The organism is Sphingomonas alba (assembly GCF_023516555.1).
In the GTDB taxonomy this organism is placed as follows: domain Bacteria; phylum Pseudomonadota; class Alphaproteobacteria; order Sphingomonadales; family Sphingomonadaceae; genus Sphingomicrobium; species Sphingomicrobium album.
Genome location: NZ_JAMGBD010000002.1, coordinates 26,205 through 38,827, shown reverse-complemented (window position 1 = coordinate 38,827; position 12,623 = coordinate 26,205). Strand labels below are relative to the sequence as shown.

The following is a 12,623-nucleotide window of genomic DNA, read 5'->3' as shown; positions in this document are numbered from 1 at the left end:
AGCCCTGTTGTCATTGCCGGCGCGCCGACGCAATGACGCGCGATGGAATCGCGCACCGCCATCGTTACCGGCGCTGCCAAGCGTGTTGGCCGCGTCATTGCGGAGACGCTGCTGGCTGACGGCTGGACGGTCGTCGCTCACGCACATCATGAAGGCGACGACGTGCCGCCGGGCGCCATACGCGTCGTGGCCGACCTTGCGGAACGGGAATGCGCTTCGCGAATCTTCGAAGCCGCCAATCGCCTGCCACCCGTACGGTTGCTTGTGAACAATGCCGCGCGCTTTGCTCCCGACACGCTCGGCAGCTTCGATTCCGCCGAACTCGATGCCCACATGGCGGTTAATTTGCGTGCACCGGTATTGCTCACGGAGGCATTGGCCTCCCAGCATGAGAGTGGTGACGCGCTCGTTATCAACCTGCTCGATGCGAAGCTTTCGGCGCCAAACCCGGATTTCCTCAGCTACACTTTGTCCAAACAGGCGCTTGCAGGCTTCACCGAATTAGCGGCGCGGGCCTTGGCGGGAAGGGGCATCCGCGTCTGTGGAATTGCTCCGGCGCTCATGCTCCGTTCACCCGGGCAGGATGAGGATAATTACCGGTCGATGCACGAGTTCAATCCGCTTAAGAGAGGCGTGGAACCGGATGATGTTGCCGCTGCCGTGCGCTTCCTCGCCGCAACGCCGACCATGACTGGCGAGATTTTGACCATCGACGGCGGACAGCGCTTTTGGGGCCTGTCTCGCGATGTCCAATTCCTGTCGCCTTACGGCGATAGTGACGTTTCGGAGGGGCGATGAGCGAGGTTGTCAAACTGGACGGGCTGGTTCCGCGTGAGCTGCGGGTCAAGTCGAGCAGCATCCTACTCGATTCGCTCGAGGTTGAGGCTGACATCGGCTTCCACGATTTCGAAGTGGGCGCGCCTCAGCGGCTGCTGGTGACGGTCGAAATTTGGCTCGACGACTTCGACCCGCCCGCCGGGGATGATCCTGCCAATGCCTGGGATTACGACCTGCTACGTAATGAAATTTGCCGCATCGCTGGTGAGCGTCGCTACAATCTGCAGGAGACTTTGGTCCACGCGATTTACCAGCGGTTTGCGGCCATGCGCGGCGTCAAAGCGTTGCGCGTGAGAAGCTCGAAGCCAGACATTTATGCCGATGCGAGAGCGGTCGGGGTCGAGATTGCGTCCTACCCTCGTTACCGGCCGGACTAAGTTTCATGGGCGTAACGGCAAAGGAACAAAATTCGTTGCGCCGCCATTTTGCCTCAATTAAGGAGGCGCGCATTCTGCTGATGATATGTTGATACATCAGTGGGTTCCATTCAGGCAGGACACGCGTCTGTGAGTCCGGTCTTTTCCGTGGTTTCCCGCCACGGGTTTTGAGGAGAGTTGCGGGTTAATGGCATACGCCCAACGCAAACAGATGAGCTCGAATCGCACCGCTGCGATCATTATCGTTGCGCTCATCCACCTGGTTCTTGGCTATGCCATTGTGACCGGCCTGGCTTATAACGTCATGAAGAAGGCCGCTCAGGACCTTAAGACGTTCGATGTCGAGGAAGAGCCGCCACCCCCTGAAGAGCCGCCGCCTCCGCCGGAGCCGGTGGATATTCCGCCGCCGCCGATGACGCCGCCGCCGCTGGTTCAGCTGAACACGCCGCCGCCGCCGATTGTGCTCCAGCAGCGTGAAATCACTGCGCCGCCGCCGCCGATGGCGCCGCCGGCACCGCCTGCACCCCCGCCTCCGCCCAAGCGGTCGGAGCCGAAGAGCCTTTCGGGCAGCCTTCAGGGCCTGATCCGGAATGACGATTATCCGCAGCAGGCGATCGACAATGATGAACAGGGCACGACGGTGGTCACCCTGACCATTGGCGCCAATGGCCGCGTCAGCAATTGCTCGGTCTCGTCATCGAGCGGGTCGCGGTCCCTGGACAGCGCGACTTGCAGCATCCTTACCCGCAGGGCCCGTTACGAGCCGGCACAGGACGCGAACGGCAATGCCGTGAGCGCGACTGTCACCGGCAGGGTCACCTGGCGTCTCGAATAGAAACCGTAAAAGTCGAAACATTACCGGATTACGAAAAGGAAAATTGAATTATGGCAACTCCAGCAGCAGCGCCGGCCGGCAACAATCCGTACGGCTTGTTCCAGGCTCTCCAGCAGGGCGGTCTCATTTCGTGGACCGTCTTCATCATCCTGGTCGGCATGTCGATCTTCAGCTTCTACATCCTCTTCACCAAGCTGCTGCAGCAGCAGAAGATCATCAGCCAAGGTAACAAGGTCCGCGCCAATTTCTGGAACTCCGCGAACCTGAAGGAAGCTTCGACGAAGCTGGAATCGCGCAGTGCTTATCGTGCGATCGTCGACGATGCGCTCGTTGCTCAGGACCAGCACGGCAAGCTGACCGATCCGATCGACCAGCACGACTGGATGGGCAACAGCCTCGCTCGTTCGCAGGGTTCGATCGGCGCCCGCCTGGGTGAAGGCCTCGCCTTCCTCGCGACCGTCGGTTCGACCGCTCCGTTCATCGGCCTGTTCGGTACCGTCATCGGCATCTATCGCGCCCTCATCAAGATCGGCGCGTCGGGTCAGGCGGACATTTCGACCGTCGCCGGCCCGGTCGGTGAAGCGCTCATCATGACCGCGCTCGGCCTCGTCGTCGCCGTTCCGGCGGTGCTCGCCTACAACTGGCTGATCCGCCGCAACAAGTCGATCATGGAAGACCTCGCGGCCTTCACGAACGACATCCACGGCTACATCATGTCGAACGGTGCGGTGAAGCCGAAGATGGCCTCGGGCCCGGCTCCGAAGGCGGCGGCTCCGGCTCCGGCCCGCGCGACTGCTCCGAACGAGCCGACCCGCGTCAGCTAAGCCTTAGGCTCGGGCCGGCGTCCCAGATCGCGCCGGCCCGGGTTATCCGAAGGCGGTAAAGTAGTTTCGAGGAAGCCAAGACATGGCAATGCAAGTAGGCGAGCACGACCAGGGCGAAGACGTCCCTATGTCTGACATCAACACCACGCCGCTCGTCGACGTGATGCTGGTTTTGCTCATCATCTTCCTGATCACCGTCCCGGTCGTTCTGCAGGCGATCCCGGTCAAGCTGCCGTCGGTCCGTTACGAGCCGACGACGACCAAGCCGGAAAACGTCAACCTTTCGGTTCGCGCAGGCCCTGGCGGCACGTGCGAGGTGTATTGGAACATCACCAAGGTCGACAGCGATGAGCTGTTGAAGCGGGCGGTCGAGAAGCTTGAGAAGCTCATCAAGGATGTTGGCGGCGCTCAGAACGTCACCGAAGAGAACATGCCGGAGGCGCACATCCGCGGCGACGTGAACACGCCGTACAAGTGCATCGGCGGTACCATTTTCACCATGCAGCGCGCGGGCTTCGCTCGGGTCGGGTTCATCTCTGAACCACCCCCGGGTGCGGTCACGACCCGCCTGTAACGCCAGGAGACTATCGCCATGGCGATGCAAACCACCAGTGACAATGAATCTGGCGAACCCATGATGGACATCAACACGACGCCGCTCATCGACGTCATGCTGGTGCTTCTTATCATGCTAATCATCACCATCCCGGTCCAGACTCACGCGGTGAAGCTGGACCTGCCGGTGAACCAGGCGAACAACACGCCGCCGCCGGTCGACCCGATCAAGAACGTGCTCTCGATCACGGCGAATGGGACCGTCACTTGGAATGGCACGGGGGTCAACCTTGACCAGCTGCGCCAGTATCTGGACGTCTCGCAGCAGATGAACCCGATCCCCGAGCTGCACCTGCAGCCCGAGCCGGAGGCGCCTTACGGCACGGTCGACGAGGTGCTCGCGGTCACCAAGCGGGCCCATGTCGAAAAGATGGGTTTCATCGGTAACGAAGCCTATATGAAGGCCTTCTAGGCGGTCCACCCGCTTAAGAAGAGGGGCGGTCCGGCAACGGGCCGCCCTTTTTGTTTGGCCCCGCCGCGCCTAGGCTCGCCCCATGGATCCGCGCGATCATTGGCGACAAGTGTACGAGACCAAGCAGCCCGGCGAGGTTAGCTGGTTCCAAGATTCTCCATCGCCTTCACTAGAGGCGCTCGACCGTATCGACGCGAACCCTTCGCAGTCGTTGGTCGACATCGGGGCAGGGGCTTCTGTCCTTGCGGATGCACTCCTCGATCGCGGCTGGTCCGACATCACATTGGTCGACATTGCCGAGCCCGCCTTGGACGCGGTTCGACGGAGGCTCGGCGCCCGCGCCGATCAGGCCCACTGGGAGATCGCCGATATCCGCCACTGGCGCCCGACAAGAACCTACGACATCTGGCACGACCGCGCGGTCTTCCATTTCCTGACGACACCCGACGAGCGCCAAGCCTACAGGCGCGCGTTACTCGCCGGTACCCACCCAGGCAGCCATGTCATCGTCGCCACCTTCGCCCTCGATGGACCTGACAAATGCAGCGGACTCCCTGTTCATCGATACGACGCCGCCGGTCTTTCGGCTGAACTCGGTGATGACTTCGTGCCCGTCGCCGACTGGATCGAGACCCACATCACGCCCTGGGGCTCGGACCAACGCTTCCAATGGGCGGTGTTCAGGCGAGCCTAAAGCGCCTGCGCCGCGGCATGAGCGCTCGCCCAGGCCCATTGGAAATTATAACCGCCCAGCCAGCCCGTGACATCGACCGCTTCGCCGATCGCGTACAGGCCCGGCAACCGCTTCGCCTCCATAGTCTTCGACGACAGCTCGGCAGTGCTGATACCCCCAATCGTGACTTCGGCCTTGGCGAACCCCTCGCTTCCGTTGGGCGTGAACTGCCAGCCGGCCAGTCGCTTCTCGATATCTTCGAGCGTCCGGTCGGCTATGTTGCCGACGTCGCCGCCAGCCCCGACCTGCTCCAGCAAGGTCTCCGCCAGCCGCTCAGGGAGCAGGCGCCCGACGATACGCCGCAAAGATGCGCGCGGCTCTTCTCGCTTCGCCTGCCGCAACCAGCCCCGCTGTCGGTCGGGTAGGAAATCGATCGTCACCGGCTCACCGTGTTTCCAGTAGGAGGAGACTTGGAGGATCGCCGGCCCCGACAGGCCGCGGTGGGTGAACAAGGCGGCCTCGCGAAACCGCCCGGTTCCGGCGCTGGCCACGACCTCCGCCGATACGCCCGAGAGGGTCTTGAACAGGGCCTGCTCGCCCGGAAGGGTCAGCGGCACCAGCGCTGGCCTTGGTTCGACGATTTTCAGGCCGAAGCGCCGCGCGACGTCATATGCGAAACTCGTGGCGCCGAGCTTGGGGATCGACAGGCCGCCTGTGGCCAGCACCAATGCCGGCGCCCGTGCCGTTTTAGCGCCCAGCCCGACTTCGAAGCCGCCGTCCCGATGCTCGACTGTCGCAGCCTGCCCGAAGGCGAGCTCAACCCCGCCAGCCGCGCATTCATCCAACAGCATGGCGACGATCTGCTTCGACGAGCCGTCGCAGAACAGCTGCCCCAGCGTCTTCTCGTGCCAGGCGATGCCGTGCTTATCCACCAGTGCGATGAAATCGGCCGGCGCGAAACGTCCCAGAGCCGACTTGGCGAAATGCGGGTTGGCGGACAGGAAATTCCCGGCGCCCGCGCCGACGTTGGTGAAGTTGCAGCGTCCGCCGCCGGAGATGATGATCTTGCGCCCCGGCTCCGGCGAGTGATCGATCAGCAGCACGCGCCGCCCGCGTTGCCCCGCCAACGCGGCGCAAAACATGCCCGCCGCGCCGGCGCCAATGATAATCGCGTCGAAGGTGCGGGGAGGGGCCATGGCCGCGCCCTAGCGGGTCGCAAGACGGATGGCGACCAACCTAGCCGAAGGTAAACGCGTAGGCCTCGACGCCCGGATCGAGGAAAGTGATGGTGAAGGTCCGCTCGGCGGCGCCGCTCTTCTGCCGGATGAGCTGATAGAGGCGGTGGTCCGTTACCTGGCCGTTGCCTGCTGCGTCGATATCCATGCCGTGGTCGGCGCCGGGTGCCTTGCCGTCGAGCGCCACCCTGAAGCGGACCGGTTTGCTATTTGGGCTACCCAGAACCAGGTGCAGGTCGCGAGCCTTGAACCGCATGGTGATTGAGCCGCCTGCCGCGTTCAATCGGCCGCGTGACAGCTCGACCGTCCATTGCCCGCCATAAGCCCACTGGCCAGGCGCCAGTCGAGCCGGAACCGCGTAACTCGCCGGCTTGCCGCGCACGAACCCGCCCGGCGACGCGAAATTCGCGCCTCGCCCGAAGCCGACATAGGTTTCGCGGGTCGCGGCCTCGCCGGACGCAGCCGCGCTCGCCCCTTGGGCCTGTTCCTGCGCCATTCCGTCGCCCGGATTGCGTCCAGCCTCGGCGAGCAATGTACGGATGGCCGCCTCAGTCTGTGCCGCACCGCCCTCGCCGAAATGGTGGTAGCGAATGCGTCCATCGGCATCGGCAAGGTAATGCGCCGGCCAATACTGATTCTTGAAGGCGCGCCAGATTGTGTAGTTGCTGTCGATGGCGACGGGGTAGGTGATGCCGAAGTCGCCGATGGCCTTGCGGATGTTGGCGGGGTCACGCTCGAAGGCGAATTCCGGGGTGTGGACGCCGACGATTACCAGCCCGTCCTTGGCATAGCGTTTATGCAGCGCCTCGATCTCGGGGATGGTTCGGATGCAGTTGATGCAGCTGTACGTCCAGAAGTCGACCAGGACGACCTTGCCTTTCAAGGCCTTGGCATCGAGCGGCGCGCTATTCAGCCATCCCGTCGCGCCGTCAAATGGCGGCATCGGTCCCTGGTCGCTGAGACTGGCGGAGCCGCCGCTCGGCATGCGGTCTTCCATGCCCAGCGCCTTCGCCAGGCCGGTCTCGATCGCATTGGTCTGGCTGCTTGAGACCTTGGTCAGCAATTTGGTGTCGAGGCCCAGCGCGATGACCACGACGGCCGCCAGCACCAGCACGCCAAGCGCCCGGCGCACCCACTGGCCGGCGCCCAGCGACTTCTTCATCGCCGTGAAAACCCTGCCGCCGATCAGCAGCGCCAAGCCAAGCGAGGTCGCGGCGCCCAGCGCATAGGCGAGGAGTAGCAGGACCGTATTCGCGCTCGCCCCGGACAACGCCGCGCCAGTCAGGATCAGCCCCAGGATCGGGCCCGCGCACGGTGCCCATAACAGGCCGGTCGCAAGTCCCAGCAGCAACGACCCGCCAATGCCTTCCTTGCGGCCCGGACCTGACAACCGCTCCCCAAGCCGGACTAGCGGTTGCATCGCCCGATCGGACAGGCTCGGGAAGATCAGCAGGAGCGCAAAGCCGGCAAACAGGATCAGCGCAATTGCGCGGCCGACCCGATTGGCTTCCACTGCCCAGCCACCACCGACCGCCGCCAGAGTGGCGATGGCCGCGAACGACAGGGCCATTCCGACCAGCAAGGGCAGGCCGCTCTTCACAAACGGCCGGTCTGCGCGGGCGAAGACGAAGGGAAGCACCGGCAGGATGCAGGGGCTGAGGATGGTCAGGACGCCACCCAAATAGGCGAGCAGAAATAAAGTCATGCAGCGCGTCCGGTCGCGGGCACGAATTTCAACGCCAGGCCGTTGATGCAATGCCGCTTGCCGGTGGGCCGCGGGCCGTCATCGAACACATGGCCGAGGTGCCCGCCGCAGCGACGGCATAATTCTTCCGTGCGGATCATTCCGAAGGACAAGTCGCGATTATAGACGACCGCGTTCGGCAGGGCATTCCAGAAGCTCGGCCAGCCCGTGCCGCTGTCGAACTTCGTCGCCGAACTGAACAGAGGCAAGTTGCAGGCCGCGCAGACGAACGTGCCCTTGCGATGCTCGTTCAATAGCGGGCTGGTGAAGGCAGGCTCGGTGCCGGCTTCGCGTAGGATGTGGAAGCGCTCATTGCCCAGCCGCTGCCGCCATTGGGCGTCGGACAGCTGGATCTCGAACTTGCGGGCTGGGGTGCGGCTGCAGGCCGCCGTCGCAATCGCGCCGACGGTCGCTGTGCCGGCCAGGCCTAGAAAGGCTCGTCTACCAATGTTGCGTCGCATGCACGCCGTTTAGCGGCAAATGGCCTTGCTGCCGACTGAACAGGCGGCATGGTAACAATGCCGACCGGTTATGCCGCCAACCCGTCGAATTGCAGGCGCGCGAGCCGGGCATAGAGACCTTCCGAGCCGCTCAGCGAGGCATGTGTGCCTTCCTCGACGATGCGGCCTTGATCCAGGACGATGATCCGGTCGGCTGCGCGCACGGTCGCCAGCCGATGCGCGATGATGATCGTCGTCCGCGTTTCCATCAACCGTTCCAGCGCGTCCTGGACAAGCTTCTCGCTCTCGGCATCGAGCGCGCTGGTGGCTTCATCGAGCAATAGCAGCGGCGCGCGGCGCAATAGCGCTCGGGCAATTGCAATGCGCTGGCGCTGGCCGCCGGACAGGCGGGCGCCACCTTCACCCATGTATGTGTCGAGTCCTTCGGGGAGGGCACGAAGGAAGGCCTCCGCATTGGCATCGCGCGCGGCTTCCCAAAGCTCGTCTTCGGTGGCGACCCAGTTGCCGTAGCGAAGGTTGTCACGGGCCGAAGCGGCGAAAATCACCGTCTCCTGAGGCACCATCGCGATACGCGAGCGGACATCGGCCGGATCGGCGGCCTTCAAGTCCACGCCGTCGATCGAAACGCTGCCCGCCTGCGGGTCGTAGAAGCGCTGCGCCAGCTGGAAGATGGTCGATTTGCCGGATCCCGATGGGCCGACGACTGCCAGCCTTTCGTTCGGCCTGACCGCCAGCGAGAATTCGTGGAGAGCCGATACGTCCTGACGCGTCGGGTAACGGAATTCGACCGATTTGAACTCCAGCAATCCCTTTGCCGGCTCGGGCAGGGGCGTCGGCTGGGCAGGGGCCTTGATCGTCGGCTCGGCATTGCGCAATTCGCTGAGGCGCTCTGCTGCCCCTGCCGCACGTAACAGGTCGCCATAGACCTCGGACAATGCTCCGAAGGCGCCGGCCAGAAGGCCGCCGTAGAGCACGAACGCTGCGATCGTGCCGCCAGTCATCCTGCCGGCGCTAACGTCGATGGCCCCCTGCCAGATGACCCAGGTGATCGCCGAAAACATCAGGGCGATGATGGTGAAGGTCATCAGCGCGCGCAGGAGGATGCGCTTCTTGGCAGTGGCGAAGACCGTCTCGGTCGCGTCGCGGAAGCGCTCGGCCTCGCGCTGCTGCTGGTTGAAAGCTTGGACGACTTTCATCGCGCCGAGGACTTCGCCGGTAACGGTTCCAACGTCGGCAATGCGGTCCTGGCTCTTTCGCGAAATCGCCCGGACCCGGCGGCCCAGCACGGTAAGGGGGATCACCACCAGCGGAATGCCGAGCAGCATCATGCTGGCCAGTTTCGGTGCCAGAACGAACAGGATCACTGCGCAGCCGATGCCCATGACGATGTTACGCAGGGCGACCGAAATGGTCGTTCCAACGACCTGTTCGATGATTGTCGTGTCCACGGTGATTCGGCTGGTGATCTCGGCCGGCCGGTTCTCCTCGAAGAAGCCAGGCGCCATCCTGAGCAGGTTGCGATGAACCGCCAGCCGGATGTCGGCGACGACTCGCTCACCCAGCCAGGAAACGAAATAAAAGCGGACGGAGGTGGCCGCCGCCATCACCAGCACCAGCAGCAGGAGATATTCGAACCAGCGGCCAATCTCGCCGCTGCCGGAGAAGCCTTTGTCGATGATCAGCTTGAAGGCGTACGGAACGCCGGTCGTCGCGGCGGCTGCAACGAGCAATGCAATGGCCGCCGCCACGACATGACCGGGATAGCGGGTCGCATGGTCCCAGACCATCCGCAGGCTGGAAAGGCTGCGCTTGGCGGGCGTCGTTGGGTCGGTAGCCATTAGCGCACCGACTAGCAGTGTGGCGGGCAAGCCTCAATTGCCGCAACGCAAGAGGTGCAGTGCAGCATTTACCTTGCATGCGGACCCGTTCGGCCCCAATCTCGTTAATTCGTGATCGACAATCATCTTCCCAAGGACATTTGATGCTCTACGACGCCTATGAGGTGCAGCGCTCGCTGCTGGCCGGCGCAAGCCGGGTCGCTGCCATGGGTGCCGGTTGGCTCAATAATCCCGCAAATCCTCTGTCATACGGCCATATGGGCCCAATCGTCGCCGCCAGCCTCGACGTCTTTGCCCATGCCTCCGCGTCGCGCGGCAAGCCCGAATTCGGACTTCACGAGACCAAGGTCGGCCGCAAGATCGTCGCGGTCCGCGAGGAAATCGCGCTCCGCAAGCCGTTCGGCCAACTCCTGCATTTCGCCAAGGAAGGTGTCACCGGGCAGCCCAAGCTGCTGATCGTCGCGCCCATGTCGGGGCACTATGCGACCCTGCTCCGCGGCACGGTCGAGCGCATGCTGCCCAAGCATGATGTGTTCATCACCGACTGGCGCGATGCCAAGCTGGTGCCGTTGTCGGACGGCAGCTTCAACCTCGACGACTATATCGATTACCTCATCGAGTTTCTGGAGGCGGTCGGACCGAACGCCCACATGCTTGCCGTCTGCCAGCCCGCGGTTCCGGCCTATGCCGCCGTCTCCCTGATGAATGCCGACAAGCATCCCTGCCGCCCCAAGACTTTGACGATGATGGGCGGGCCCATCGATACGCGCGAGGCGCCGACGGCGGTGAACACGCTGGCGACCCAGCGGCCCCACGCCTGGTTCCAGCGCAATGTCATCGCCACGGTGCCGATGATCTATCCGGGGGCAGGGCGGAAGGTTTACCCAGGCTTCCTGCAACTCGCAGGCTTCATGACCATGAACCTCGGCAACCACCTTGTCAGCCATTGGGAGATGTTCAAGCATCTGGTCGACGGCGACGACGAAAGTGCCGACGCCACCCGCCATTTCTACGACGAATATCTCTCGGTCTGCGACATGGCCGCCGAATATTACCTTCAGACCGTCGACGTGGTCTTCCAGCGTCACCTGCTGCCGAAGGGCGAGATGATGCACCGCGGCCGCTTCGTCGATCCCAAGGCGATCAAGGATACGGCGCTCCTCGCCATCGAAGGCGAACGCGACGACATCAGCGGCATTGGCCAGACCCACGCCGCGCTCGGGCTCGCATCGACGCTTGCAGCCTCGAAGAAGGAATATCTCCTGGCCAAGGGTGTCGGCCACTACGGCATTTTTAATGGCCGCAAGTGGCGCGAGCAGATTGCGCCGGTCGTCGAGAAATTCATCGCCGCCAACGCCTGAAGCGTCTGGCGGATTTCCTTATCTAGAGCGGCCGGTCGTCCTCGACGTCGCGGCGGTCCTTGAGCGCCGCGGCGCGCAGGCTGTCCTGCTCGCGCCATTCCTTCTCGCGTGCCTCATACTCTCGGCGATGTTTCGCATGCTCACGCTCCAGCGCCTCGCGTCGGTCGGTTTCGGAGCGATAGCGGTGCTTCCACTTGCGGCCGCTGCCGGCGAACAGGAATGCACCGACCAGCAGGCCCAAGACAAAGACCAGGGCGATGATGATCCACTGGTCGGAGGTGAAGGCGATCATTGTTCTGTCCCCTTATCTATTTTGGGAGACAAAAGCCTGAGCGCACCGAACCGTTCCAAATGCGAAACCGCCGCCACGGTCTCCCGTGACGGCGGTTCGTCCCCCCAGGGTGTTTGGGGCCTAGCTGTTGATGAAGCTGTCGCTGATGGAGCAGCTCGCCGGACCCAGGATGACGATGAACAGGGTCGGCAGGATGAACAGGATCAGCGGAACGGTCATGATCGCCGGCAGGCGGGCTGCCTTTTCCTCGGCGCGCATCATGCGCTCGTTACGGAACTCGGCCGACAGGACGCGCAGGGCCGAAGCCAGCGGCGTACCGTATTTTTCGGTCTGGATCATGGTGGTCACGACGCCGCGAATGGCTTCCAGGTCGACGCGCGTGGCGAGGTTCTCGAAGGCTTGGCGGCGCTCGTTGAGGAAGCCCAGCTCGATGGCCGTCAGGCCGAATTCGTCGCCCAGCTCCGGATAGGCCTTGCCCAGCTCCTTGGCGACGCGGCCGAAGGCGGCGTCGACGGTGAGGCCGGCCTCGGCGCAAATGACCAGGAGGTCGAGCGCGTCGGGAAGGCCCTTGCGCACCGCATGGCTGCGCTTGGTGACCTTGTTCTTCAGCCAGATGTCCGGTGCCTTGTAGCTGCCGACCAGCGCACCGGCCGTGACGGCGTAGCGCTTGAAGGCACCCCAATCGGGCATGAAATCGAAGACGTAGAGCGCCAGCACCACAGCCGTGCCGATGACGAGCGGAAGCACGAAGCGCGCGGCAATGATGAAGAAGGCGAGATCCTTGGCACGGATGCCGGCCTGCATCAGCTTGATCTGGGTCTTCTTCAGCTGATCGTCCTGGATCATCTTGAAATTGCTCAAGAAGCCCCGGACGCGATCCGCCGCCACATTCTTGTTGGTCAGCTTCTTGCGCTTGTTCGTCGAAGCGACGATGCCGGCTTTCAGCTGCTCGCGGCGCTCGTTCAGCGCCTTGACGCGGCGTGCCATCGGATCCTTGACCGTGGTCGCCGCATAGATGGCGGTGAGTACGGCAAGGGTCGCGACCGCCGACAACAGGGTCGCGATCCAGACGACGTCGAAGCCAAGAATGGTTGGGCCTGCAGCGTGCATTACACGATC

14 protein-coding genes are annotated in these 12,623 nt (G+C 63.5%); 8 read left to right on the top strand and 6 right to left on the bottom strand.

The window, feature by feature from the left end; translation table 11 throughout:
* Positions 1-42: 42 nt before the first annotated feature.
* From LZ536_RS09975 to LZ536_RS09945, 7 genes are all read left to right on the top strand, one after another.
* On the top strand, positions 43-798 hold the full coding sequence (locus LZ536_RS09975) for an SDR family oxidoreductase (protein ID WP_249848649.1): 756 nt from the start codon (positions 43-45) through the stop codon (positions 796-798).
* On the top strand, positions 795-1,214 hold the full coding sequence (locus LZ536_RS09970) for a dihydroneopterin aldolase (protein ID WP_249848648.1): 420 nt from the start codon (positions 795-797) through the stop codon (positions 1,212-1,214). The genes LZ536_RS09975 and LZ536_RS09970 overlap by 4 nt, the downstream gene beginning before the upstream one ends.
* 187 nt (positions 1,215-1,401) lie before the next feature.
* On the top strand, positions 1,402-2,049 hold the full coding sequence (locus LZ536_RS09965; protein WP_249848647.1) for a TonB family protein: 648 nt from the start codon (positions 1,402-1,404) through the stop codon (positions 2,047-2,049).
* 50 nt (positions 2,050-2,099) lie between these two features.
* Complete coding sequence (locus LZ536_RS09960; protein WP_249848646.1) at positions 2,100-2,873, top strand: MotA/TolQ/ExbB proton channel family protein; 774 nt, start codon at positions 2,100-2,102, stop codon at positions 2,871-2,873.
* Between the two features lie 82 nt (positions 2,874-2,955).
* Complete coding sequence (locus LZ536_RS09955; protein WP_249848645.1) at positions 2,956-3,447, top strand: ExbD/TolR family protein; 492 nt, start codon at positions 2,956-2,958, stop codon at positions 3,445-3,447.
* Positions 3,448-3,465: 18 nt separating this feature from the next.
* The gene (locus LZ536_RS09950; protein WP_249848644.1) at positions 3,466-3,900 is read left to right on the top strand and encodes an ExbD/TolR family protein; all 435 of its coding nucleotides are present in this window, start codon (positions 3,466-3,468) and stop codon (positions 3,898-3,900) included.
* An 82-nt stretch (positions 3,901-3,982) separates the two neighbouring features.
* On the top strand, positions 3,983-4,594 hold the full coding sequence (locus LZ536_RS09945) for a class I SAM-dependent methyltransferase (RefSeq protein WP_249848643.1): 612 nt from the start codon (positions 3,983-3,985) through the stop codon (positions 4,592-4,594).
* On the opposite strand, the gene LZ536_RS09940 is transcribed toward LZ536_RS09945, so the two are convergent.
* From LZ536_RS09940 to LZ536_RS09925, 4 genes are all read right to left on the bottom strand, one after another.
* A complete protein-coding gene (locus tag LZ536_RS09940; protein ID WP_249848642.1) occupies positions 4,591-5,769 on the bottom strand; it encodes a BaiN/RdsA family NAD(P)/FAD-dependent oxidoreductase in 1,179 nt (392 codons plus the stop codon). The two genes, LZ536_RS09945 and LZ536_RS09940, sit on opposite strands and share 4 nt — an antisense overlap.
* A gap of 40 nt (positions 5,770-5,809) precedes the next feature.
* Positions 5,810-7,513: a cytochrome c biogenesis protein DipZ gene (locus LZ536_RS09935; protein ID WP_249848641.1), complete on the bottom strand. Its 1,704-nt coding sequence runs from the start codon at positions 7,511-7,513 to the stop codon at positions 5,810-5,812.
* Positions 7,510-8,013: a peptide-methionine (R)-S-oxide reductase MsrB gene (gene msrB, locus LZ536_RS09930; protein WP_249848640.1), complete on the bottom strand. Its 504-nt coding sequence runs from the start codon at positions 8,011-8,013 to the stop codon at positions 7,510-7,512. The genes LZ536_RS09935 and msrB overlap by 4 nt, the downstream gene beginning before the upstream one ends.
* A gap of 68 nt (positions 8,014-8,081) precedes the next feature.
* A complete protein-coding gene (locus LZ536_RS09925; RefSeq protein ID WP_249848639.1) occupies positions 8,082-9,851 on the bottom strand; it encodes an ABC transporter transmembrane domain-containing protein in 1,770 nt (589 codons plus the stop codon).
* Between the two features lie 143 nt (positions 9,852-9,994).
* Here LZ536_RS09925 and LZ536_RS09920 point away from each other — a divergent pair, with 143 nt between their 5' ends.
* The gene (locus LZ536_RS09920; RefSeq protein ID WP_249848638.1) at positions 9,995-11,212 is read left to right on the top strand and encodes a polyhydroxyalkanoate depolymerase; all 1,218 of its coding nucleotides are present in this window, start codon (positions 9,995-9,997) and stop codon (positions 11,210-11,212) included.
* 22 nt (positions 11,213-11,234) lie between these two features.
* On the opposite strand, the gene LZ536_RS09915 is transcribed toward LZ536_RS09920, so the two are convergent.
* Entirely contained in the window at positions 11,235-11,504 is a 270-nt protein-coding gene (locus LZ536_RS09915; RefSeq protein ID WP_249848637.1) for a LapA family protein, read from the bottom strand.
* A 120-nt stretch (positions 11,505-11,624) separates the two neighbouring features.
* A complete protein-coding gene (locus tag LZ536_RS09910; protein WP_249848636.1) occupies positions 11,625-12,614 on the bottom strand; it encodes a type II secretion system F family protein in 990 nt (329 codons plus the stop codon).
* Positions 12,615-12,623 lie beyond the last annotated feature (9 nt).

Bases quoted from the DNA above. Each gene is read 5' to 3' on its own strand.
- LZ536_RS09925 (WP_249848639.1), bottom strand. From the start codon at position 9,851: ATGGCTACCGACCCAACGACGCCCGCCAAGCGCAGCCTTTCCAGCCTG.
- LZ536_RS09955 (WP_249848645.1), top strand. From the start codon at position 2,956: ATGGCAATGCAAGTAGGCGAGCACGACCAGGGCGAAGACGTCCCTATG.
- LZ536_RS09935 (WP_249848641.1), bottom strand. From the start codon at position 7,513: ATGACTTTATTTCTGCTCGCCTATTTGGGTGGCGTCCTGACCATCCTC.
- LZ536_RS09960 (WP_249848646.1), top strand. From the start codon at position 2,100: ATGGCAACTCCAGCAGCAGCGCCGGCCGGCAACAATCCGTACGGCTTG.
- LZ536_RS09915 (WP_249848637.1), bottom strand. From the start codon at position 11,504: ATGATCGCCTTCACCTCCGACCAGTGGATCATCATCGCCCTGGTCTTT.
- LZ536_RS09950 (WP_249848644.1), top strand. From the start codon at position 3,466: ATGGCGATGCAAACCACCAGTGACAATGAATCTGGCGAACCCATGATG.
- LZ536_RS09975 (WP_249848649.1), top strand. From the start codon at position 43: ATGGAATCGCGCACCGCCATCGTTACCGGCGCTGCCAAGCGTGTTGGC.
- LZ536_RS09910 (WP_249848636.1), bottom strand. From the start codon at position 12,614: ATGCACGCTGCAGGCCCAACCATTCTTGGCTTCGACGTCGTCTGGATC.
- LZ536_RS09920 (WP_249848638.1), top strand. From the start codon at position 9,995: ATGCTCTACGACGCCTATGAGGTGCAGCGCTCGCTGCTGGCCGGCGCA.
- LZ536_RS09965 (WP_249848647.1), top strand. From the start codon at position 1,402: ATGGCATACGCCCAACGCAAACAGATGAGCTCGAATCGCACCGCTGCG.
- LZ536_RS09940 (WP_249848642.1), bottom strand. From the start codon at position 5,769: ATGGCCCCTCCCCGCACCTTCGACGCGATTATCATTGGCGCCGGCGCG.
- LZ536_RS09945 (WP_249848643.1), top strand. From the start codon at position 3,983: ATGGATCCGCGCGATCATTGGCGACAAGTGTACGAGACCAAGCAGCCC.
- msrB (WP_249848640.1), bottom strand. From the start codon at position 8,013: ATGCGACGCAACATTGGTAGACGAGCCTTTCTAGGCCTGGCCGGCACA.
- LZ536_RS09970 (WP_249848648.1), top strand. From the start codon at position 795: ATGAGCGAGGTTGTCAAACTGGACGGGCTGGTTCCGCGTGAGCTGCGG.